Origin of the sequence: Novosphingobium fluoreni (genome assembly GCF_014196615.1) — a bacterium.
GTDB classification, from domain to species: domain Bacteria; phylum Pseudomonadota; class Alphaproteobacteria; order Sphingomonadales; family Sphingomonadaceae; genus Novosphingobium; species Novosphingobium fluoreni.
In genome coordinates this window covers 42,406-64,297 of record NZ_JACIDY010000006.1, presented here as the reverse complement: position 1 = coordinate 64,297, position 21,892 = coordinate 42,406, and the positions used below count along the sequence as shown (strand labels likewise).

19 protein-coding genes and 1 pseudogene are annotated in these 21,892 nt (G+C 64.1%); 10 read left to right on the top strand and 10 right to left on the bottom strand.

Going from position 1 to position 21,892, the window contains the following annotated elements:
* Positions 1–165: 165 nt before the first annotated feature.
* Positions 166–522 (top strand): response regulator, encoded by a 357-nt coding sequence (locus GGR39_RS12360; RefSeq protein WP_058737961.1) that lies wholly within the window; start codon positions 166–168, stop codon positions 520–522.
* Here GGR39_RS12360 and GGR39_RS12355 read toward each other — a convergent pair.
* Entirely contained in the window at positions 519–4,181 is a 3,663-nt protein-coding gene (locus GGR39_RS12355) for a PAS domain S-box protein (RefSeq protein ID WP_183617432.1), read from the bottom strand. The genes GGR39_RS12360 and GGR39_RS12355 overlap by 4 nt on opposite strands.
* A gap of 178 nt (positions 4,182–4,359) precedes the next feature.
* On the opposite strand from GGR39_RS12355, the gene GGR39_RS12350 reads away from it, so the two are divergent.
* The gene (locus GGR39_RS12350; RefSeq protein ID WP_058737962.1) at positions 4,360–4,974 is read left to right on the top strand and encodes a TetR/AcrR family transcriptional regulator; all 615 of its coding nucleotides are present in this window, start codon (positions 4,360–4,362) and stop codon (positions 4,972–4,974) included.
* A 25-nt stretch (positions 4,975–4,999) separates the two neighbouring features.
* Here the strand turns inward: GGR39_RS12350 and GGR39_RS12345 are convergent, their stop codons facing one another.
* The 3 genes and pseudogenes from GGR39_RS12345 to GGR39_RS12335 form a co-directional block, all read right to left on the bottom strand.
* Positions 5,000–6,160 (bottom strand): deoxyguanosinetriphosphate triphosphohydrolase, encoded by a 1,161-nt coding sequence (locus GGR39_RS12345; RefSeq protein ID WP_183617431.1) that lies wholly within the window; start codon positions 6,158–6,160, stop codon positions 5,000–5,002.
* Positions 6,161–6,176: 16 nt separating this feature from the next.
* A complete protein-coding gene (locus GGR39_RS12340) occupies positions 6,177–6,866 on the bottom strand; it encodes an aspartate/glutamate racemase family protein (RefSeq protein ID WP_058737964.1) in 690 nt (229 codons plus the stop codon).
* 118 nt (positions 6,867–6,984) lie between these two features.
* Positions 6,985–7,113, bottom strand: a pseudogene (locus GGR39_RS12335) (aa3-type cytochrome c oxidase subunit IV); the annotation flags it as partial.
* 212 nt (positions 7,114–7,325) lie between these two features.
* Here GGR39_RS12335 and GGR39_RS12330 point away from each other — a divergent pair.
* Positions 7,326–8,750, top strand: coding sequence for a sigma-54-dependent transcriptional regulator (locus tag GGR39_RS12330; protein ID WP_183617430.1), 1,425 nt, complete (start codon positions 7,326–7,328; stop codon positions 8,748–8,750).
* A gap of 50 nt (positions 8,751–8,800) precedes the next feature.
* Here GGR39_RS12330 and GGR39_RS12325 read toward each other — a convergent pair whose 3' ends face one another.
* The 5 genes from GGR39_RS12325 to GGR39_RS12305 all read right to left on the bottom strand — a co-directional run bounded on the left by GGR39_RS12325 (position 8,801) and on the right by GGR39_RS12305 (position 13,317).
* Entirely contained in the window at positions 8,801–9,145 is a 345-nt protein-coding gene (locus GGR39_RS12325) for a hypothetical protein (protein WP_183617429.1), read from the bottom strand.
* A gap of 301 nt (positions 9,146–9,446) precedes the next feature.
* A complete protein-coding gene (gene folP / locus GGR39_RS12320; RefSeq protein WP_343055879.1) occupies positions 9,447–10,553 on the bottom strand; it encodes a dihydropteroate synthase in 1,107 nt (368 codons plus the stop codon).
* Positions 10,554–10,560: 7 nt separating this feature from the next.
* Positions 10,561–11,694: a site-specific DNA-methyltransferase gene (locus tag GGR39_RS12315; protein ID WP_183617427.1), complete on the bottom strand. Its 1,134-nt coding sequence runs from the start codon at positions 11,692–11,694 to the stop codon at positions 10,561–10,563.
* A gap of 127 nt (positions 11,695–11,821) precedes the next feature.
* A complete protein-coding gene (locus GGR39_RS12310) occupies positions 11,822–12,727 on the bottom strand; it encodes an oxidoreductase (protein WP_183617426.1) in 906 nt (301 codons plus the stop codon).
* Positions 12,724–13,317: a ribonuclease HII gene (locus GGR39_RS12305; RefSeq protein WP_343055878.1), complete on the bottom strand. Its 594-nt coding sequence runs from the start codon at positions 13,315–13,317 to the stop codon at positions 12,724–12,726. The genes GGR39_RS12310 and GGR39_RS12305 overlap by 4 nt, the downstream gene beginning before the upstream one ends.
* A gap of 64 nt (positions 13,318–13,381) precedes the next feature.
* On the opposite strand from GGR39_RS12305, the gene GGR39_RS12300 reads away from it, so the two are divergent.
* From GGR39_RS12300 to GGR39_RS12275, 6 genes are all read left to right on the top strand, one after another.
* The gene (locus GGR39_RS12300; RefSeq protein WP_183617424.1) at positions 13,382–14,578 is read left to right on the top strand and encodes a PQQ-dependent sugar dehydrogenase; all 1,197 of its coding nucleotides are present in this window, start codon (positions 13,382–13,384) and stop codon (positions 14,576–14,578) included.
* 53 nt (positions 14,579–14,631) lie between these two features.
* On the top strand, positions 14,632–15,144 hold the full coding sequence (locus GGR39_RS12295) for a GNAT family N-acetyltransferase (protein WP_058737972.1): 513 nt from the start codon (positions 14,632–14,634) through the stop codon (positions 15,142–15,144).
* 87 nt (positions 15,145–15,231) lie between these two features.
* The gene (locus GGR39_RS12290) at positions 15,232–15,777 is read left to right on the top strand and encodes a DUF1285 domain-containing protein (RefSeq protein WP_183617423.1); all 546 of its coding nucleotides are present in this window, start codon (positions 15,232–15,234) and stop codon (positions 15,775–15,777) included.
* Entirely contained in the window at positions 15,774–16,367 is a 594-nt protein-coding gene (locus tag GGR39_RS12285) for an NUDIX hydrolase (RefSeq protein ID WP_183617422.1), read from the top strand. The genes GGR39_RS12290 and GGR39_RS12285 overlap by 4 nt, the downstream gene beginning before the upstream one ends.
* Positions 16,360–17,541 carry a CCA tRNA nucleotidyltransferase gene (locus GGR39_RS12280; RefSeq protein ID WP_183617421.1) on the top strand — a complete coding sequence of 394 codons (1,182 nt, stop codon included), beginning with the start codon at positions 16,360–16,362 and terminating at the stop codon, positions 17,539–17,541. Before GGR39_RS12285 ends, GGR39_RS12280 begins: the two co-directional genes overlap by 8 nt.
* A 56-nt stretch (positions 17,542–17,597) precedes the next feature.
* Positions 17,598–18,242 (top strand): TIGR02281 family clan AA aspartic protease, encoded by a 645-nt coding sequence (locus tag GGR39_RS12275; RefSeq protein WP_183617420.1) that lies wholly within the window; start codon positions 17,598–17,600, stop codon positions 18,240–18,242.
* Positions 18,243–18,963: 721 nt separating this feature from the next.
* Here GGR39_RS12275 and parC read toward each other — a convergent pair.
* Positions 18,964–21,246, bottom strand: a complete 2,283-nt coding sequence (gene parC / locus GGR39_RS12270) for a DNA topoisomerase IV subunit A (RefSeq protein ID WP_183617419.1) — start codon at positions 21,244–21,246, stop codon at positions 18,964–18,966.
* Between the two features lie 103 nt (positions 21,247–21,349).
* On the opposite strand from parC, the gene GGR39_RS12265 reads away from it, so the two are divergent.
* Positions 21,350–21,886, top strand: a complete 537-nt coding sequence (locus GGR39_RS12265; RefSeq protein WP_183617418.1) for a type 1 glutamine amidotransferase domain-containing protein — start codon at positions 21,350–21,352, stop codon at positions 21,884–21,886.
* Positions 21,887–21,892: the final 6 nt, after the last annotated feature.

Below are 21,892 nucleotides of genomic sequence, written 5' to 3'. Positions count from 1 at the left end.
TCGGTTGCAGAAAGCGCTGTAGAAAGGCGCAATTGCCCTCCAAGACCCCCTTTGGGTCGATGCTGGCTCTTTTCAAATGCCTTCCCCCCTCCTAATCGAGCGCAATAAATTGGCTTCGAACATCAATCCGACTGATTTGCGGTAGATGTCTTGAAAGAAGAGGCAATGATGGGGCGCAAACGGGTATTGGTGGTGGACGACGAGATGCTCGTCGCCATGATGCTGGAAGATATGCTGACGGACATGGACTATGACGTGGTCGGCCCCGCCTCCACCTTGGACCAGGCTTTCAAGCTTGCCTCGACCGAAGCGCTGGATGGCGCGATCCTGGACTTGAACCTGGGCCATGGCGAGGTTTCCACGCCGGTCGCGGAAAAGCTGAGAGAACGCGGCGTGCCGTTCCTGCTGGCAACTGGCTACGGCGCCGGCGAGCAGACCGATGCGCTGGGCCACTCAGGGCTGTTGGCCAAGCCTTTCGCGATGAGCGATGTGGAGACGGCGCTGAAGTCGATCCTGGACTAAGTCGCCGCTGCTCCCTCAATGATTTCGCGGATCCGTGTCGCGAGGACATCCATGGCGAATGGCTTTGTGATCAAGGCCATTCCCGGTTCCAGAAAGCCGGAGGCAAGCGCTGCGTTCTCGGCGTAGCCGGTCATGAACAGCACTTTCAGCTCAGGACGGGTGACACGGGCGGCATCGGCCACTTGTCGCCCGTTCAGCCCCGGCAAGCCGATGTCCGTGACGAGAAGGTCGATCCGGCCCGGCGCCTGCACTTTGGCCAGCCCTTCGGGCCCATCCGCGGCCTCGATCGCATGATAACCAAGCTCGTTCAGCACCTCGATGATGAGGCTGCGAACCACCGCCTCATCTTCCACCACCAGCACTACCTCGTTGGCTCTGGAAGCAGGCGTAAGGGCATCCGTGGCCGCGTCCTGCTCGGGCGTTTCGGCACCGCAATAGCGCGGAAGGTAAAGCTTGATCGTGGCGCCCTGCCCTTCGACGGACTCGATCAAAGCGTGGCCTTCCGATTGACGGGCAAAGCCATAGATCATCGACAGCCCCAGCCCTGTGCCTTGGCCAGTCGGCTTGGTGGTGAAGAACGGCTCGAATGCCTTGGCGATCACCTCGCGGCTCATGCCGGTTCCAGTATCGCCGACACTTAGGCAGACGTATTGCCCCGGCGCCACATCACGGTGCGGTCCCGCGAACGCGCGATCGAGAGTGACGTTTTCGGTCTGGATCGTCAGCACACCGCCGTCCGGCATCGCGTCGCGCGCATTGATCGCCAGGTTCAGAATAGCGCTTTCCAGTTGGTTGGGATCGCAGCGAGTAAGCCACAGGTTCGGATCCAGCGTCATCGACAAGGTGACGTTTTCGCTGAGCGTGCGGCGCAGCAGATCGTCCATCGAATCGATCAGCGGATTGGCGCGGACCGGCCGGGGGTCCAGCGGTTGCCGCCGGGAGAAGGCCAGCAGGCGATGCGTCAGCGATGCCGCCCGCTCCGCCGATCCGCGCGCACCCTCGATCCAGCGCGGAAGATCGGTGGTCTGACCCTGCGCGATGCGCTTTTGCATGATGTCCAGGCTGCCGGTGATGCCCTGCAGCAGGTTGTTGAAATCGTGCGCGATGCCGCCGGTCAGCTGGCCTACGGCTTCCATCTTGTGGCTCTGCCGCAGGGCTTCCTCGATCTCGCGCTGCTCGGTGATATCGCGACCGATGGCATGGATACGGTTATCGGCCGGCACGGCGGTCCAAGCCAGCAGGCGGTAGCCACCGTCACGCATGAGGTACCGGTTTTCGAAGGCCAGCGTGCTGTTGCCCTCGGCCAGACTGGCGACTTCGCGGTGGGTTTGCAGCAGATCGTCCGGATGCACGAACTCGCTTAGCGAACGCCCCAGCATCTCGGCTTCTTCCCAGCCCAGCATCCGCTTGGCGGAGGGATTGACGGCGGTGATCACGCTATCGAAGTTGCACACCAGCATCAGATCCTGACTGATCGTCCAAAGTCGCTCACGATCCTTGACCGACGCAGCTTCGGCCCTTTTCTGTGCCTCGATCTCGGTATTCGTGCCTACCCACGCCGTGATGGCACCGCGCGCATCGTGCAGGGGCACCGCGCGAGTCAGATGCCAGCGGTACGCCCCCGTACTATCGCGCAGGCGGAACTCGGTTTCGAATGGCTCGCCTGATGAAGTGGACGCTGTCCATCCCTTGACGATGCCGTCCAGGTCGTCCGGGTGAACCGCCTTGATCCACTTTTCATATCTCGATCCATTCCTCGCCTGACCGATGTAGCGGAAGAACTGATCGTTCAGCCAATCGACCGAACCGTCGGACCGCGCCGTCCAGACTTGCGCGGGCATGTTCTGGGCCAGCGCGCTGAATTGCGCCTCGCTCTTTTCCAGGGCGCGCTGGATACGGATGCGATCGGTGACGTCCTGCACCACGCCAACCATGCGGACACGATTGCCCTGCGCATCGTATTCGAAGTCCGCCTTGCGCGCGACCGTCCGCTCCTCGCCCGTATCGGCGCGGCGAATGCGATATTCGACGTCAAGCAAAGCCGACCCGGCCTGACGCGAACTGGCACTGGACACCAGAGCGCGATCTTCCTCCAGAACCAAGCGCTCCATAACTTCGGCACCCAGCTCTGCCTGCACCTCCAGCCCGAAGATGCGGCATAGCTCTTCACTGGCGCTGACCAGGCCGGTTGCGATATCGACCGAGAACAGCCCCACGCCGCCCGCCTCCTGCGCCCGCCGCAATCGCTCCTCGCTTTGGCGCAACGCCTCCTGCGCCTCATACTCGGCCGTACGATCGCGCATCAGCTTCACGAAGCCGATCGGTTCGCCGGCTTGCCCGACCAAGGGCATCATCTCGCTCAGGCCCCAGAACCGTTCGCCGGACTTGCGCAAATGCCAGCGTGCGTCGTGCGCGCGGCCCAGCAATAACGCCTCTCGCCGCTTTGCTGCAGGCCGCCCTTGCTCGCGATCTTCAGGCGTGAAGAAACGGGCCATCGGCTGGCCCAGCATCTCATCCTCGCGCCAACCCAGCATCTCCGTCGCGCCGCGATTCCAGAGAGTGACATTGCCATCAAGATCAGTCGCGACGATGCCATAATCGATCGCGCTATCCAGGATCTGGCGGTTGAACGCCTCGCGATCGCTGAGAATACCCTCGACGCGGGCATGCTGCACATAGGCCCACGATCGCTCGCTCACTTCGCGAACGATTCCCACGTCATAGTCCGACCAGCGGCGGGGCGCGTTATGCTGGATGGCCATCAACGCGATCAGATGCCCATCGCGGATGAGAGGCATGCAGACGGTGGCCATCACCCCAATTCTGCCGAACTCCGCCGCCGCGCCGGCATCGAGTTGCGAATGGACGTCGCTGATGATCAGCGGCCGTCCGCCTGTCAGCTCCCGAACCGCCAGATCGCCGAAATCGGACAGATGGTATCGGCCCACCGTCGGGGGTTGTCCCGGCGCGTACCATTCGCCGCGAATGGTAACGCCATCCTCGTCCGCCTCCAGATCGGCGTAGACGCAACTGGTGACGCCTAGGTGCTGCGCCGTCATCCGCGTCGTTTCGAACAGCACTTGTTGGATGCCGGACTTCTGGGCGATGGCCTGGCTCAGCTGATCGAGGAACAGCAGGCGTGCGCTCGCTTCCTCAAGTCCCTTGCGCGTGCGCACCTTGTCGGTCGTTTCCACGACGACGCCGATAACGCCCGCCGGTTTGCCGTCGTCACCGGGAACCGGCGAATAATCGAGGTTCATCCAGACCTGCTCCGGGCGGCCATTGCGCAGCAGTATCAATTCGTGGTCGGTATAGCTCAGCGTGCCACCCGCCAGGCCCACCCGCATCACATTGTCGTTGAAGTCGGCGACTTCCTCCCACCCATCGCGAACGTTGGAGCCCAGCAGGCGCGAATCGCGCCCACCGGCAAAGACGGAATACGCGTCATTATAGATCATGACGCCCTCCTCTCCCCAAAGGAGCACCAGTGGGACCGGGCTGGACAGCATCATGCCCACGGTATGCCGCAAGCTGGCAGGCCATTGCGCGATCGCACCGATCGGCGTTGCCGACCAGTCGAATGTGGCGATCCGGCGCGATAACTCGCCCCGGCCCTGCAGGAATACGGGTAGATCAATGCCGGGCGTCTGCCGGTTCATCGCCATCCACTCATTCCCTGGCAACTCCGTTATCGTAATTTGCCGGATGGCGGCGCGTTTCAATGCCTCGCAAAAACGAGCGGTTCCAGCAAGCTTTCTGACGTGGCAAGCCTTCTTCCAATCGCATCAACGCGGGAAACTGGACGCGGGCTTGTCATATCCCTACATAGAGCTTGGAATGACCTCTCTAGCTACCACCACAGCGGTTCGCGGACGTCCTCGCGAATTCGATCCGGACACGGCGCTCGCAGCAGCGCTGCGGGTTTTCTGGAAGCAGGGCTACGAAGGCGCCTCCATGGCGGACCTGACCGAAGCCATGGGGATCACCAAGCCCAGTCTCTACGCCTGCTTCGGCAACAAGGAAGCCTTGTTCCGCAAGGCTTTGGACCTCTACGAGCGGGACAAGCTTGCCTATATCGGCACGGCGCTGGATGCCCCCACCGCCCGCGGCGTGGCGGAAAAGCTCCTTCGCGGAGCCCTCAGTACACATTGCGGCGGCTCCGATCCCCACGGATGCCTTGGCGTGATCGCGCTTGTGGCGGGATGTGCAGAAGCGGAATCGATCCGTGAGCATGTCTGCGCCCGTCGGGCATCTTCCGAAGCGGCGATGATTGCGCGTTTCGATCGCGCGCGCCGTGATGGAGATCTACCTGATAACGTAGACCCGAAGGCTCTGGCGTCCTGCCTTACGACTGTGCTGCAGGGGCTGTCCGTGAAATTCCAGGCGGGCGCGACCCGGCAGGATCTTGAGAACGTCGTCGATACCTTCCTGACGATGTGGCCTGGGCGCTAAGCCGCTTTCGCCTCACGCTTTAGCTTTACACGTTGCGAAGGCCCTCGGGCGTGACGCCATAGATGTCCGCGTGCCGGGCAATGGCGAAACGATCGGTCATGCCGGCGATATAATCGGCGATATGGCGGCTGCGTTCCGGCTCATGACGCGGCAACCCGTCAATCCACTCTTCGTCCATCAACACCGGCTGCTGCGCGTAGGCGCTGAACAGTTCGGCCACCACGGCCTTGGCCCTTCGCGCGGTCTCGATCTGCTCAGGGTGGTAATAGAGCTTGTCGTACATGAAGCGCTTGAACGTGCGTTCCTGCTGCGCCAGTTCGGGCGAGAAAGCGCCGATCGGTCCACTCGCGTCGCGTATGTCTTCCTCACGGGTGATTCCCTGCAGACGACGCGTGGTTTCACCAATCAGATCGTTGACCATGAAGCCGATCTGGCTGCGGATCAGTTCTGCCACCTGGCGATTGAGCGGCGCTGTGGGATAGCGACGCTCCACCTCGCGCCAGTGATCGGCGACGAAGGGATGGGCCAGCAGCTCTTCCAGATCCAGGAACCCGGCCCGCAGGCCATCGTCGATATCGTGGTTGTCGTATGCGATATCGTCGGACAGCGCGGCGATCTGGGCTTCGAGTGAGGGCCAGGTGCCCAGGTGCATCGGGTAGGCGGCGTCCAGTTCCGCCAGGGCCCAACCTGGATTGGCGACCGGGCCGTTGTGCTTGGCCAGGCCCTCCAGCGTCTCCCAAGTCAGGTTCAAACCATCATGTTCGCAATACGGAGATTCGATCCGCATCAGCGTGCGCAGCGTCTGCGCGTTGTGATCGAAGCCGCCCTGATCGTAGAGAGCGCCATGCAGCGCTTCTTCGCCGGCATGGCCGAAGGGCGCGTGACCGATGTCATGCGCCAGCGCCAGCGCCTCGGTCAGATCCTCATCCAGACCCAGCGTGCGCGCGATCACCCGGGCGATCTGCGCCACTTCCAGGCTATGCGTCAGGCGAACGCGGTAGTGATCACCATCCGGCGCGATGAACACCTGCGTCTTGTAGCGCAGGCGGCGGAACGCGATCGAGTGGATGATGCGGTCACGATCACGTTGATAAGGACTGCGTGGACCGCGCGCCCCCGCGTTTTCCAGGCCGAACTCCCGCCCGCGCGAACGGGTCCAGTCAGTCGCGTAGGGGGCGAGGGTCAACCCGTCACCGCGGCATTCAAGACAACATCCATTCGACCGCCCTTTGCGCATGGATCGCGGTGCAATCGAAAATTGGCAGGACATTGGCGTCCACGTCCACGATCATTTCCAGCTCGGTGCATCCCAGCACGACAGCTTCGGCGCCATCCTGCTCCAGCACGGTGATCATCGATTTCAGTTCACGCTCGGCCTGGCGGCTTGCCTTGCCCAGCATCAGTTCGTCGTAGATGATGCGGTCCAGCGTCTCGACCCGCGCCATGTCCGGCGGCAGCAGTTCGATATCGCGGGCGATCAGCTTCTGGCGGTAAAAGCTTTCCAGCATGACATTGCGCGTGCCCAGCAACGCGGCGCGCTTCACGCCCTTTTCCACCATGCGCTCCGCCACGCATTCGGCGATGTGCAGGATCGGCACGGACACCGCCGCGGCGACATCGTCGTACACCTTGTGCATCGAATTCGCGCCGATCAGGATCGCGGTAGCGCCGGCGGCTTCCAGACGTTTCGCCGATTCCGCCAGCTCACCCGCGGCGCGGCTCCAGTCCTCGGCGCTGGACAGGCGCATCAGGTTTGACGAATCAAGACTGTCGATCACCATCGACGCGCTGGCCTGCTTGCCAAGCCGCGCCTGCACCCCGCGCTGGATGTGCTCGTAGTACGTCTTGGTCGAATACCAGGTGAGGCCGCCGATCAGGCCGATCTTGCGCACTGGGTTTCCTTGATCCGTTGCTGACGCGGTGTGCGTAACCCGGTGACGCGGCGCGCGCCACCCGGGCCTTCGATCCTACCTACTGCGCCACCGGTATCGCGGCGGGCAGCATATTCAATCAGGAAGCGATCAGCATCACCACAAACGCGGCGACGATCACCGAAGCCACGGTGCCAACCTTCACCAGCGTGATGAAGCCGTCATACGTGTTGTTGGCGGACTTCATGTCATTACCGGAAGCCATGGATCGGTGTCCCTCTTGCTCGAATAAACCAGATTCCCGCCGTCCCTAGCGAGCGGGGCCGGTTCGCTCAAGTCCCACTGCCTGCCCAGATCACCCGTGACGGCGATAAACCGATGCGGGCAGTAAAAGTCATTGCGCTTAATCGGGTTTTTACCCGCGTCGCTTAGCAGGGGGTGATTGCAGATCCAGGGCGAGGGCGAAACCGCAACCTACCGATGTCCGAGTTCGAACCGCGCCTTCTGATGCTGATCGATGATGAGCCGGCCCAGTGCCGCCTCATAACGGCGCTCGCCTCGCGCGAGGGTTGGCGCACGATCGTCGCTCGCGATGCCGAAACCGCGATCGCGATGCTGGGTACGCGCCAGGGCATGCAACTGAACGCGATCATCCTCGACCAGTGGGTTCCGGGGGACGATGCCTGCACCCTGATCGCGGAACTGAAAAGCCGCCGCCCTGCCCTGCCGATCCTGATGTTGACTGCCAGCACCTCGCCATTGCTGGCAGTGGAGGCGATGCGTTCGGGTGCGACGGACTATCTGATCAAGCCCGTCGCTCCCGATCGGCTGATGCAGGCCTTGCGCGTGGCCACCACTCATGAAGCCCCGCGCGACGAACTGGCACCGCTGACGGAGAAGATGCCCTCCACGCCGGACTTCGAATCGATGATCGGCGCCGCGCCCACCTTCCGCAAGGCGCTGGCCGTCGCGGCAAAAGCCGCACGTGGCCATGGCCCGGTCCTGATCGAGGGAGAAAGCGGCGCGGGCAAGGAGATGCTGATCCGTGCGATGCACGCCGCCTCGCCCCGCGCAAAGATGCCGCTGCGCATCGTCAACATCGGCGGCACGCCCACCAACGCGATCGAATCGGTGCTGTTCGGACATGAGAAAGGCGCTTTTCCCGGCGCCTTCGATCGGCAAGTCGGGGCGCTGCAGCATTGCGACGGTGCCACGCTGGCCCTCGACGAGATCGACCGCCTGCCCCTGGTGGTGCAGGAGCGGCTGCTGGAATCGGTCCGGCGCGGCGACGTCCGCCCGATCGGGGTGCGCCACAGCTTCCGGATCGACGTCCGCCTGATCGCGGCCAGCAATGTGCCGCTGAAAGAGCTGGTGGACGAAGGGCTGTTCCTGCCCGAGCTTTACGAAGCGCTTTCACAAGTCACGGTGACTCTGGCCCCCCTGCGGGAGCGGATCGGCGATATTCCCGCATTGTGCCGCCACTTCCTCGCCAAGATCGGCGAGCAGCCTGGCCTCCGCTCGCTAGGCATCACCGATGGCGCGCTGTCTTTGCTGGCGGCGTACGACTGGCCGGGCAACGTCCGCCAATTGCAAGCGGTGCTGTTTCGCGCGGCGGTGTTCTGTGATGGGGATGCATTGACGGGGGAAGATTTTCCACAGCTTCTCAACATCGTTGGCCCCAGCCAATCCACAGCGCCATCCACACCGATACCAAACCATTCGGGCGTCATGCTCTACACAGCGGATGGAAACCTTCGTCCATTGGACGAGATCGAGGCGGACGTGATCCGGCTGGCGATCGGCCTGTATCGCGGCCGGATGACTGAAGTGGCGCGGCGGCTGGGAATCGGCCGATCGACGCTGTATCGCAAGCTCAGCGAGCTGGGCATCGATAACGCCGCATGACGGAGCCGCATGAAAAGGCGGGCCCGGTTTCCCAGGCCCGCCTGCCTCGTTCAATCTCCGACGTAAACCTCCGGCGCACGGTAACCTTTCTTGGCCATGTGCTCTACGTAGGTGATACGCTCATGACGCAGTTCGCTGCCGTATTCGTCCCATGCGTCGCGCTTGTCTTCCGTATCGCTGGCATGACGCAGATCGCTGGCAAGCTCTTTGCGGGTTTCGTTGACATTTGTGCGGTAATCGAACCAGCGGCTGTTCTGGATCCCGCCGATCGGTGAGCGCAGGATGCGTGCCTCTTCCCGATGGGCCACGGCTTCCTCGTACATCACAGGCAACGCGAACGCCGTCGTCGGCACGGCAACCAGAGCCAGAGCGGCGAGCATGGTGTTCTTGTTCATGGTCGATCTCCTTCACGATGCTGCCGGGCGTTCGGACCCGGCGCTTGAAGGGACAAACGGCGCAGGCGGCAAATCCCTCCCGAGAAGTCGATCAGCCGGGCCTCCGAATGGATAGGTTGAGGCTGTTCATGCGCGGGAAATCGAAGCTTCATCGGGGGTTTAGGTAAAGTGATGCCCTCACCCGTTCGTTTCGGGTGAAATCGAGGCGCGTCAATGCGAGAACTCGTGTCTCGACTTCGCTCGATACGAACGGAGGTGGCTCTTACGCTCTAGACGCGCCGATCTTCCTTAGCGCAGGGCCTCAAGGCAGTTGCACAAAGTCCGTCAGCGCCGCATCCCGCAATCCGCGCCAGACCCGGATGGCCTGCACCGTCTCGAACACATCATGCACGCGCAGCAGATGCACGCCGGCATCCAACGCCTTGAGCGCCAGGGTCAGCGAGCCGCCCAGCCGTTGCCGGGCCGAAGCCTCGTTCGAAAGCGCGCCGATCATGCGCTTGCGGCTTGCCCCTATCAGTAGCGGGTGGCCCAAGGCGTGGAACAGGGGCAGCGCATTCATCAGCGCCAAGTTGCTGGCGATCGTTTTGCCGAAGCCGATGCCGGGATCGAGGATGATCCGCTCCGGCGCGATGCCGGCGGCGATCGCCGCGTCCCGGCGATCGGCCAGCCAGTCGAACACGTCCAGCACCACGTCGGCGTAGTCCGCCCCGGCGTGAAGATCCTCGCCCTCGCCCGGAGCATGCATCAGGACTACGGGCACTGCGGCAGCGGCGGCGAACGACAAGCTGCGGGGATCGTGGCGCAAGGCAGAGACATCGTTGATCAGGTGCGCGCCCGCCGCCAGCGCCGCTTCCATCACCGCGGGGCGGCGGGTGTCCACGCTGATCGCCGCGCCCATGCCCGCCAGGCTCTGGACAGTGGGCACCACGCGCTTGATCTCATCACCCTCCCATACCGCCGCCGCGCCAGGCCTAGTGGACTCCCCACCGACATCGATGATCGCCGCCCCAGCCTCCAGCATCGCCGCGCCATGCTCGGCAGCGACCTGCGGATTATCCAGAAACTCTCCCCCGTCCGAGAAGCTGTCAGGCGTGACGTTGAGGATGCCCATCACGTGGGGCTGATCCAGCCGGACCGTGCGCGAACCCAGCACCAGCGGCGCATGAACCTTACGCAAGGCCGACCACTGCGCTTCGGCTTGTGGGGCCAGGTGATCCGGCAACCGGGCAAGCGCCTCTGGCATGTCAGCCGCAGCCACGCGCTCCCGGCTGACCACCCGTGCACCGTCCCGCACGATCAATGCGAAGCGGCTGGCCCACACCAGCGATCCGCCAAGCCGCACTGCCTCGCCATGTTCGGTCTGCGGACTGTCGACCAGGGCGATCGGGCGGATATAGACCCGGCTCACGAAGCGATCACGGTTCGGTGGAAAGCAGATAGAGCTGGCGAATGGCGTCCAGCGGCTTCCACCCGCCCTGATGCTCCAGATGCCAGAACGTCCAGCCATTGCAGGAAGGTGCACCCTGCACCCCAGCGCCGACGCTATGGATCGAGCCGGTCAGCGTGCCGTTCAGCAGCGAACCATCCGCGCGCACCGAGGCCGAGAATCGGCGCTTCTTGTCGGTCAGCACTGTGCCGGGCGCGATCCAGCCTGTCTCCACCAGCGTGCCGAACGCCACCTTGGGCGCGGCGCGCTTGCTTTGCATGATCTTCAGCGCGCTTTCGTCCAGCGGCAGCGCCGCCTCGATCCGCTCCAGCGCGGCGTCACGATAGAGGCCTTCGCGTTCGCAGCCGATCCACTCCCGTCCGAGCCGCTTGGCGACCGCGCCGGTGGTGCCGGTGCCAAAGAAGGGATCGAGCACCACGTCGCCCTTCTTGGTGGTGGCCAGCATCACGCGATACAGCAGCGATTCCGGCTTTTGCGTCGGATGCACCTTGTGCCCGCCTTTTCGCAGCCGTTCCTGCCCGCCGCAGATCGGCAGCACCCAGTCAGAGCGCATCTGCAACTCGTCGTTCAGGGTCTTCATCGCGGTATAGTTGAAGGTGTACTTCGCCTTCTCGCCCATCGACGCCCAGATCAGCGTTTCGTGCGCGTTGGTAAAGCGCGTGCCCTTGAAGTTGGGCATGGGATTGGCCTTGCGCCAGACGATGTCGTTCAGGATCCAGAACCCCGCGTCCTGAAGGCTCGCGCCGACGCGGAAGATGTTGTGGTATGATCCGATCACCCACAGCGAACCGTCCGGCTTGAGGATACGGCGTGCCTCGGCCAGCCAGGCGCGGGTGAAGGCATCGTAGGTGGCGAAGCTGTCAAACTTGTCCCAGTGATCGGTCACCGCGTCGACATGGCTGCCGTCCGGGCGCGAAAGATCACCGCCGAGCTGCAGGTTATAAGGCGGATCGGCAAAGATCATGTCGATCGACGCATCGGGCAAGGACCGCATCGCCGCGATGCAGTCACCATCCAGAATCTGGCCTAGCGGCAGCAGTTCCTTGGGCACGGGCGCTGGTGCCCTGGCCCTGATCCGCTCCTTGGTGAGTAACTGCCCCATGCCTGCTCCATCGCACCCGTCAGCGCCTAGGGTGAGTCTTTCTGGAGTCCGCGTCAAGAGGCGACTCGCCAAAATTAGGCGAGTCGCTTGGCGGGAGTGGGCGTCTGAGAGCGCTTATCGAGTCTGCTCAGAGGGTTAGATCGACGCCGGTCAGCTTCTCCGAAACGTCCCAAAGCCGTCGCGCAGTCTCCGGATCGCGAGCCACAACCGTCGCCTTTGCCGGGCCTGACGGTCCCGCCATTTCGAACCGCTGCTGCGGGCCGTAATAATCGCCGCCCTGCGCGTCGGGCCAGGTGGCGCCTTGCAAAGCGGGCCACGCGCCTTGCTCGGCATCGTTGAGGAACACACCCGCCAGGGGCCATAAGCCGCGCAGCACCACCGGCAGATGCCGCGACAATTCCGTGGCCGCGACCCCGGGATGGCAGGCGATGGCGCGCACCGGAATGGAGGCCGCTCGCAGCCGGCGGTCCAGCTCAAAGGCAAACACCAGGTTCATCAGTTTGCTGGCCGCATAGCGATCGGAGCGGTTGTATGATTGGTGGGCGTCGAGATCGACCCAGTCGATCCGGCCCCGCTTGTGCGCCACGCTGGAGGTGACCACCACGCGGGAGCCTGGCGTCTCGGCCAGTTTGTTCACCAGCAGCAGGGAAAGCGCGTGGCAGGCCAGATGGTTGACGCCGAACTGCAGCTCATGCCCCTGCGCCGTGCGCTGCAAGGGTGGCAGCATGACCCCGGCATTGTTGAGCAGCACATCGACCCGCGGCTCGCGCGCGATCACCTCTGCGGCTGCCTTCACGCTGTCGAGGTCAGACTGGTCCAGCTTCACGAATCCCAGGTCGGCCCTGGGCACATTGTCGCGGATGCGGACCATGGCCGCGCGGGCCTTGTCTTCGTCCCGACAAGCCAGCAGGACACGCGCGCCGCGCTCTGCCAGCACTTTGGCGGCGGCAAAACCGATCCCCGTGTTCGCCCCGGTCACGACCATGCATTTCCCGGCTTGGTCCGGCACATTCGCTTGCGTAAAATCGGTCACACCGTGGGCTCCAATTGAAGGCTGAGCTGCGCGACGGGGGCGAAGCTGCGACGGTGATGTGGGGTCGCCCCATGGGCTCGCAAGGCGGCCAGATGCTGCGGCGTGCCGTAACCCGCGTTGCGATCCCAACCGTAATGTGGGTGGGCCGCGGCCAAATCACGCATCAGGCGATCGCGATGTTCCTTGGCAATGATCGAGGCTGCGGAGATACAAGGCTCGATTGCATCGCCGCCCACGATCGGGCGTGCTTGCCAGCACCATTCGGGGCGCCGACCGGCGGGCGTCAAATTCCCGTCGATCAGCACTTCGCGCGGGGATGAGCCCAGCTTCTCGCACAAGCCCTGCACCGCCAGCGTCATCGCCAGCATCGTCGCACCAAAAATGTTGAGGCGATCGATGTCCTCCACGTCCACCACGCCCACGGCCCACTGGCAGCGGCGCTTGATCGTGGCTTCCAGCACGGCGCGGCGTTCGCGCGTCAGCTTCTTGGAATCGTCCAGCCCCGATGGGCGCGGCTTGCACAGCACCACGGCGGCGGCCACCACCGGCCCTGCCAATGGCCCGCGACCGGCTTCATCGACGCCGATCACGTAGTCGCAGATTGTTTCAAAAGGTTGCGCGGGAACAGGTTGGGGAGAATGCGTTATTAACGGCATGATCGACTTCGGTGGCTCCGTTCGCCTGCTCGCCCTGTTATCGCCCCTCGCCGTCGCAGTCGCAAGCTGCGCCGGCGCCGCACCGGGGGAAAAGCGCGACGGCAGTGAGGCGAGCGTGAAGGACGGATTGCGCACCCAAGTCCTTGCCCAGTTCAAAGAGCCTTGGGCGATGGAGTTCGATCAAGGCACGGGCATCCTGTTGGTGACGGAGCGTGGCGGCACCATGAAGTTCCGCACGCCCGATGGCAAGATCGGGACCGTCTCTGGCCTCCCCAAGGTCGCCTATGGCGGACAAGGCGGCTTGGGCGATGTCGTATTCGCGCCCGGCCAAGCCGGGTCCGGCAAGACTTTGGATGGCCGCACGATCTATCTCAGCTGGGCAGAGGCCGGAGATGGTGACACGCGCGGGGCGGTGGTTGGCCGGGGCGCACTCGCTTGCGCCACGCCGCTCTCGTGCCAGTTGAATGGGCTGAAAGTGATCTGGCGGCAAACCCCGAAGGTCACCGGCCAGGGGCACTATTCGCATCGCATCGCCTTTTCGCCGGATGGCAAGTACCTGTTCGTCAGCTCGGGTGAGCGTCAGAAATTCACCCCGGCTCAGGACCTGACCGGCAACCTGGGCAAAGTGCTTCGCCTCAACCTTGATGGCACTCCCGCCGCCGGAAACCCTTTCGCGAACCGCGGCGCGCCGTCCGACCAGATCTGGAGCTATGGCCACCGCAATCTGCTGGGCCTCGCTTTCGATCCCCAGGGGCGCCTGTGGGACATGGAACATGGGCCTGCGGGCGGTGACGAGTTGAACATCATCAAGCCGGGCCAGAATTATGGCTGGCCTCTTGTCTCCAACGGCGATCACTATGACGGGCGCGCGATACCCCGTCATTCCACGCGCCCGGACCTGGCCGCGCCCGCGATCAGCTGGAACCCCGTGATCGCGCCAGGCAACTTCATGTTCTACACCGGGACGATGTTTCCGCAGTGGCGCGGCCAGGCGCTGGTCGGCGGGATGAAGCCCAATGTCCTGGTGCGCGTGGCGATCGAGGGGGAAAAGGCGCGCGAAGTAGCGCGTACGCCCATGCCGCACCGCATCCGCGATCTCGCGCAGGCGCCCGATGGGTCGCTTTGGGTGCTGGAGGACGGCAAGGAGAGCGGCGCTGGCCGGCTCCTGCGCCTGACGCCTGTCGACGCACGATAGAAAGCGCGATTAAGGTCGACATTTTCGCCCCCCGCCCCTATCGGCGCGCGGCCATGTCCGAAGCCGCGATCATCCCGCTCGACAATGTCGACCCCGCCCTCGTCGAGGAACTGCTCGACCGCGCCTTCGAGCCGGGCCGACACGCGCGCACCGCTTATAAGGTGCGTGACGGTATGGACTGGCTTCCCGCGCTCAGCTTCGCGGCGCTGGACAAGCGCGAGATGCTGGTGGGCACGATCCAGTGCTGGCCCGTGGCGCTGACCGCGCCGGACGGGCGGCCGCATCCCATGATCATGGTCGGCCCCGTCGCCGTCCTGCCCGAAAAGCAAGGTGAAGGTTTTGGCAAGGCGCTGGTCACCGCCAGCCTTTCCGGCATCGATTCGCGCGCGCCGCTGCCGCAAGTGATGATCGGGGACGCGGAATATTACGGCGAGTGGGGCTTCGTTGCCGATCATACGTCCGGCTGGGAACTGCCCGGCCCGTTCGAGGCGCACCGCCTGCTGGTTCGGTGTGACAATCCCGCCGTGCTTCCCGGAGCCGGCACGCTGGGGCCCTGGACGCGATAAACCGGGCGGCGGAGGAAAAGCCCTCTCCGCCCCTCTCGCCCCCTCTCGCCATTGTTGCGCGCGCTCCTATCTGGCATCGCGAAAGCCATGCCCTACGAACCGCCCCCCGAACTCGCCACTTTGTCCCTCGCCCAGATCGCCGAGCTGGTGGAATCGCGCAAGCTGCCGCCGCTCGACAGTTGGTCTCCAGCAGACCAGGGCGATAGCGAGATGCGCATCGCCGCGGATGGCCGCTGGTTCCACCAGGGTGGGGAAATCCGCCGCCCGGCCATGGTCCGCGCCTTCGCTTCACTGCTCACCCGTGATCCGGAGGGACAGCATTGGCTGGTCACCCCGGTTCAGAAGCTGTCGATCGCGGTGGAGGACGCCGCGTTCATCGCGGTGGACGTGCGGCAGGATGGGGACGCCCTGGCGTTTCGCCTGAACACCGATGATCTCGTGATCGCCGGCCCGGACCATCCGATCCACGTACGTGGCGACGCCGACAATCCCGCGATCTATCTGAGCGTGCGCCACGGCACCGAAGCGCGCCTCAACCGCAGCACCTGGGCGCAGTTGGCGGAAATCGCGCTGGCGGGCGATGGCACGTCCGTATCCAGCCAGGGGCAGAGCTTCCCGCTTCTTCCGGCATGAGCGATCTGTTCGACAGGGTTTCGGCGCTGTTCCATCAGGGGCAGGTGGATGGCGAGCCGCATATCTGGACCGATCCGCGCATCACCAAGTTCGACAGTTTTCGCCCGGCGGCGGTGCTGATGGCGATGACGGAGCGAGAGCGCCCCGGCTTCCTGTTCCTCCACCGCCCCTCGACAATGCGCGCTCATCCAGGACAAATCGCCTTTCCGGGTGGTCGGCTCGATCCGGGTGAAACCGCCGTGGAAGCCGCCTTGCGAGAAGCCTGGGAAGAGCTGGGCATCGCCCCACGCGATGTGCGCGTGATCGGCACCACGGACATCTATCGCACCGGCACCGGCTACGAGATCACGCCGGTCCTGGCCGTGATCCCGCCCGATCTTGAGATCGTGCCAAACCCCGCCGAAGTGGCCCAATGGTTCGAAGCTCCGGTCGACTTCGTGCTGGACCGCGAAAACCAGGTACAGAAAACCATCGAGGTGGGCGGCAAGGTGCATCCCTTCATCGAAATCGACTGGCAGGGCCACGCCATCTGGGGCGTCACCGCCGCGATCGTTCACAACCTGTCGCAAAGGCTGCGCTGGCATGGCTGAGCTTCCGTCCGTCGACTGGACCCGGCGAGAGGATCTGCGCGCCCTGTTCGCGGCGCTGGGCGATGGCAATGGCCGCTACGTCGGCGGGGCAGTGCGCGATACGCTGCTGGGCCTGCTGGTAAAGGACATCGACGTGGCGACGCCGCTCCCTCCGGCCGAGGTGATCGCGCGCCTCGATCAGGCCGGTATCCGCAACATCCCCACGGGGATCGAGCATGGCACCGTCACGGCGCTGCTGGCGGGCGGGCCGGTAGAGATCACCACCTTGCGGCATGACGTCTCCACCGATGGCCGCCGCGCCACCGTCGCCTTCGCCACCGACTGGCGCGAGGATGCCGCCCGGCGCGACTTCACGATCAACGCGCTCTACGTCGATCCGGTGACGCTGGCGATTTCGGACTGGTTCGGCGGACTGGATGATCTGGCGGCGCGGCGAGTGCGCTTCATCGGCGATGCCCGCCAGCGCATCCGGGAGGATCACTTGCGGATCCTGCGCTATTTCCGCTTTCAGGCGCGGTTCGGCAGCGAACCCGCTGATGCCGAAGCGGAAGAAGCCTGCGCCGAACTGGCCTCTACGCTGAAAGGTCTTTCGCGGGAGCGGATCGGGATGGAGATGATGAACCTCCTTGGCCTGCCGCAGCCCGCGCCCACTATCGCTCGCATGGCCGAGCTTGGCGTGCTGTCTCAGATCCTTCCCGAAGCCCAGCCCGAGACTTTGGCCGACCTGGTGGTTCAGGAGCAGACCCAAGGCGTTGCGCCTGATCCCCTGCGTCGTCTGGCCGCGCTGCTGCCGCCCGATCGGTCGCTGGCCGAACATATCGCCTCTCGATTTCGCCTCTCTTCGGCGCAGAAAAAGCGTCTGGCGCTGGCCGCCGCCCGTTCCGACGAGCCGGATGATGCGCGCGCGCTGGCCTATCGGCTGGGGCCGAGTGAGGCACTGGATCGGCTGCTCCTCGCGGGACAGTCGATCGCACCGCTGGACAACTGGGAGGTTCCGGTCTTTCCCCTGAAGGGCGGGGAGATCGTCGCGCACGGGATCGACGCCGGGCCGCAAGTCGCCCGAACCTTACGCGCCTTGGAAGACCGATGGATCGCGGAGGGCTTCCCCCCTCGCGAGCGGGTGCTGGCGATGTTGGACGAGGTTGCGCCACAGCCGCTGCAAAATCGTCCCTGACTTACTACTTCGGGATGATCAGCAAGCAGTCAGCTTGCCCTTGCTAGGAACCTTGGGTGGACTTCCCCGGACTGATACAATTCCTGACGCAGCAGCCGCTGCTGACATTGGCCTTCGTGTCGATATTCGTGACCGCGGTGGGCGGCGTACTGCGCGGCGCCTCGCCGGTTCTGGGCGGCTTCGTGCGCGGCGTGGGCAACCTCGGCCTCGTCGCGGCATTGCTGCTGACGATCGCCCAGGTGACGCGCTTTACCAGTGGAAACGATTTGGCGCTGCCGCAGATCGGCATGCCGGAGCAATCGGTTCAGGGCGGTGAGACGCGCGTGGCGATGGACCGCGATGGCCACTTCTGGCTGCGCGCCACGATCAACGGCGTGCCCAGCCGCTTCCTCATCGACACCGGCGCGACCCTGACGGCGATCTCCCCCGCCCTGGCCGAGGCGGCGCAACTGAAGGAGAAACCTTTTCCGCAAGCGATCATGATGCGCACCGCCAATGGCACCGTGCAGGCCCAGCTGACCTCGATCGACGAGCTGCGCTTTGGTAGCGTCGTCGCGCGCGATCTGGATGCCGTGGTCGCCCCGGGGCTGGGCGATGCCAACGTGATCGGCATGAACCTGCTTTCTCGCCTGGCCAGCTGGCGCGTGGAGGGCCGCACGCTGATCCTGGTGCCTCACCATCCGCAGGATGAGAACAGCTAGTATCGTTGACGAGGGCTGCGATGGCTAGGTTGGGCGAGTGATCGGGCGTCCATTTCCACCCAAAGGTCACATTTCCGTCACCCCGGACTTGATCCGGGGGCCCTCTACCTTGCAACCGCCGAAGAACGAAGCGGGGTCCCGGGTCAAGCCCGGGACGACGAGACTGGGGACTGGTAACTAACGCCCAGACCGCGCCATTCTGAGCCGCTCTGTGCGATACTGATTGCGGACGTTCAGCCGTCTGCGCATGCTCATACAATGAACCACGCCAGCCGTCTCTCGCTCGTCGCTGCCACCGGTATTGTGTTACTGTCCGGGTGCGATCTGAACCGGCGACCCACCCTGTCCAAAGAGGAGGTGAGCGTTTGTCTCGGTCGAGGCGGGCGCGAGAGTCGAGCACCATTCGGCTCGCCGATCTGCCAAGTATCTTATGGAGATGCAGGCAAGGCGTGCAGCGCGAAGGCCGATTGTCTCGGTCAGTGCTTGAGCGATGCCCCTGAGCACGCAGGTTCGATCAGCATCGGCACCCCTGTTGCAGGAAAGTGCGAGGCTGAAAGCAGCACTTTTGGCTGCTACGGAAGGGTTGAGGGCGGAAAGCTGGCAGATGCATATGCCTGCGTTGACTGACATGAAGGTCAGCTATCCGTGCTTCACACCCGAAAGCGGACGGCCGCAGTCCACCAATCCCGGCCACCTCAACCGGCACAGCCCGCCGCCCGGCCTAGAACTTGTTATCCCTGGGGAAGCCCTGAGGCGGCAATCGACCGGCTGCGCCACGTGCGACCTTCCAGGGCATGAGGTCCTTCTCGACCCGGGTCCGCCCGCTGTCGCCACCCATGGTCCAGGAAAGGCCGTCTTCCAGCTTCAACGTCACCGCGTCAGACATGCCGCCATCGCGATAGCGCTGCAGGGTGACGCCTTGGCCCTTCGCCATGATCGGCAGCTCTTCCAGGCTGAAGACCAACAGCTTGCGGTTATCCCCCACCACCGCAACGTGATCATGGGCGCTTGGGATTTCCCGCACGAGCGCTAGGCGCACGCCGGGCTTGGTGCTCATCACCGCCTTGCCGCGCCGGGTATCGGCGAGCAGCTCGTCCGTCTCCGCCGCGAAGCCGCGCCCCAGGTTGGAGGCGAGCAGCAGCTGTCCCTTGGGCCGATGCACCAGCAGTGCCACGACGTGCGCATCGGGATCGATGTCCAGCATCGTGCGGACCGGTTCGCCAAAGCCGCGCGCCCCCGGCAGCTTATCAGCGCCCAAGGTGTAGAACCGGCCGTTGTCCGCCGCGATCAGCAGCTTGTCAGTCGTCTGCGCGTGGAGCGCAAAGGCCGGCCCATCGCCTTCCTTGAACTTGAAATCGCTATCCAGCGCCACATGCCCGCGTGCGGCCCTGATCCATCCCCGCTGCGAGAGAACCACGGTGACCGGCTCCTTCTCGATCATGGCATCCATGCTGAACGCCACCGTCGGCGTTGCCTGGGCGATCGTGGTGCGGCGACGGCCGAGTGCGGTGTCCTCGGCATAATCCTTGCGCAGATTGGCCAAGTCGCGCTTAAGGCGCGTGCGCTGACGGGCCGGGCTGTCCAACAGGGCTTGCAATTCGCCCTGCTCCTTCAGCAGGTCCTCATGCTCCCGCCGAAGCTCCATCTCCTCCAGCTTGCGCAACGAGCGCAGCCGCATGTTCAAGATCGCCTCGGCCTGACGGTCTGTCAGCTCGAACTCCGCCATCATCACCGGCTTGGGCTCATCCTCCGTGCGGATGATCTCGATGATCCGATCGAGATTGAGGTAGGCGATGATGTAGCCGGCGACCAGTTCCAACCGCGCGGCGATCTTTTCCAGCCGATGCCGGGTACGGCGCAGCAGGATGTCGATCTGGCTGTACACCCACTCCTGCAACAGCAGCTTCAGGCCCATCACTCCGGGCGTGCGATGCGCGTCCAGCACGTTGAGGTTCAGCGTGAAGCGGGTTTCCATGTCGGTCAGCCGGTACAGGCTTTCCTTCAGCAATTCGGGATCGACGTTGCGGCTCTTGGGCACGAGGACGATGCGGATCGCCTCGTCGCTTTCATCGCGCACATCTTCCAGGATCGGCAGCTTGCGGTCGCCGATCAGGTTGGCGATCTGCTCGATCAGCTTGGCCTTGGGCAACATGTAAGGAATTTCGCTGATGATGAGCTGCCACTGGCCGCTGCCCAACTTCTCGATCCCGGTCGGTTCCCAGCCATCTCCCACGCGTCCGGCGGAGAAGCGCCCGCGCACGCGGAACGCGCCCTTGCCGCTTTCATAGGCCGATGAGATCAGCTCGGGGCTATCCACCACCAAGCCGCCGGTCGCGAAATCGGGCCCCTTGAACACCTGCATCAGGTCTGCATGCGTGGCTTCGGGCCGCTCGATCAGCAGCAAGGTGGCATCGATGATCTCGGCCACGTTGTGGCTGGGGATCGACGTTGCCATGCCCACCGCGATGCCGGTGGCCCCGTTCGCCAGAAGATTGGGGAAGATGCCGGGGAAGATCTCCGGCTCCTCATCCTCGCCGTTGTAGGTGGGGATGTACTTGACCGTGCCTTCGTCCAACCCGGCCATCAGCTGGATCGCGGTCTTGGTCAGGCGCGCTTCGGTGTAGCGATAGGCAGCGGCGTTATCGCCATCGATATTGCCGAAATTGCCCTGGCCCTGAACCAGCGGATAGCGCAGCGAAAAGTCCTGCGCCAGGCGCACCATCGCATCATAGACGGAGGCGTCGCCGTGCGGGTGGTACTTGCCGATGACGTCGCCCACCACACGGGCGCTCTTCTTATAGGCCTGCCCCGGATCGAGCTTCAGCTGGCGCATGGCCCACAACAACCGCCGATGCACCGGCTTCAGCCCATCGCGCAGGTCCGGCAGCGAACGCGCCGTGATGGTGGACAGCGCATAGACCAGATAGCGTTCGGATAACGCCGCATCGAACGGCGCATCGACGATGGCGTCGAAGGGATCTTTATCGTCGGACTTGCTCACCATTGCTGGAACGCCCTAGCAACGCCGTGAGCCGAGCGGAACTCCCGGAACAGAAGTTTTGCGCCGTTCATTCTCCCAGCACGCACATAAGCAGGAGATTACGAACATGGCTAAAAAGGTCCTCATCCTCGCAACCGACGGCTTCGAGCAGTCGGAATTGACCAAGCCGAAGCAGGCGCTGGAAGACGCCGGCATCGAAACCACAGTCGCCAGCCCCAACGACGGCGAGATCAAGGGCTGGGACATGACCGACTGGGGCGATAGCGTGAAGGTGGACAAGACGCTCGATCAGGTGAACGCCGCCGATTATGACGCGCTGCTGCTGCCGGGTGGGCAGATCAATCCGGATAAGCTGCGGATGGAAGAGAAGGCCGTGTCGCTGGTGAAAGACTTTGCCGATAGCGGCAAACCCGTCGCCGCGATCTGCCATGGGCCCTGGATGCTGGTCGAAGCCGATGTAGTGAAAGGCAAGACCATCACCAGCTGGCCCTCGATCCGCACCGATCTGCGCAACGCCGGCGCGAACGTGGTGGATCAGGAAGTGGCGATCGATGGCCAGTTCATCACCAGCCGCAAGCCGGATGACATTCCGGCATTCAGCAAGGCTTTGATCGAGGCAGTGAACGCGCCCGTAACCGCGTGATCCGGT

Excerpts from the sequence above, each read along its gene's own strand:
- GGR39_RS12360 (WP_058737961.1), top strand. The coding sequence starts at position 166 with ATGATGGGGCGCAAACGGGTATTGGTGGTGGACGACGAGATGCTCGTC.
- GGR39_RS12355 (WP_183617432.1), bottom strand. The coding sequence starts at position 4,181 with ATGAACCGGCAGACGCCCGGCATTGATCTACCCGTATTCCTGCAGGGC.
- GGR39_RS12350 (WP_058737962.1), top strand. The coding sequence starts at position 4,360 with ATGACCTCTCTAGCTACCACCACAGCGGTTCGCGGACGTCCTCGCGAA.
- GGR39_RS12330 (WP_183617430.1), top strand. The coding sequence starts at position 7,326 with ATGTCCGAGTTCGAACCGCGCCTTCTGATGCTGATCGATGATGAGCCG.
- GGR39_RS12325 (WP_183617429.1), bottom strand. The coding sequence starts at position 9,145 with ATGAACAAGAACACCATGCTCGCCGCTCTGGCTCTGGTTGCCGTGCCG.
- GGR39_RS12315 (WP_183617427.1), bottom strand. The coding sequence starts at position 11,694 with ATGGGGCAGTTACTCACCAAGGAGCGGATCAGGGCCAGGGCACCAGCG.
- GGR39_RS12300 (WP_183617424.1), top strand. The coding sequence starts at position 13,382 with ATGATCGACTTCGGTGGCTCCGTTCGCCTGCTCGCCCTGTTATCGCCC.
- GGR39_RS12295 (WP_058737972.1), top strand. The coding sequence starts at position 14,632 with ATGTCCGAAGCCGCGATCATCCCGCTCGACAATGTCGACCCCGCCCTC.
- GGR39_RS12290 (WP_183617423.1), top strand. The coding sequence starts at position 15,232 with ATGCCCTACGAACCGCCCCCCGAACTCGCCACTTTGTCCCTCGCCCAG.
- GGR39_RS12285 (WP_183617422.1), top strand. The coding sequence starts at position 15,774 with ATGAGCGATCTGTTCGACAGGGTTTCGGCGCTGTTCCATCAGGGGCAG.
- GGR39_RS12280 (WP_183617421.1), top strand. The coding sequence starts at position 16,360 with ATGGCTGAGCTTCCGTCCGTCGACTGGACCCGGCGAGAGGATCTGCGC.
- parC (WP_183617419.1), bottom strand. The coding sequence starts at position 21,246 with ATGGTGAGCAAGTCCGACGATAAAGATCCCTTCGACGCCATCGTCGAT.
- GGR39_RS12265 (WP_183617418.1), top strand. The coding sequence starts at position 21,350 with ATGGCTAAAAAGGTCCTCATCCTCGCAACCGACGGCTTCGAGCAGTCG.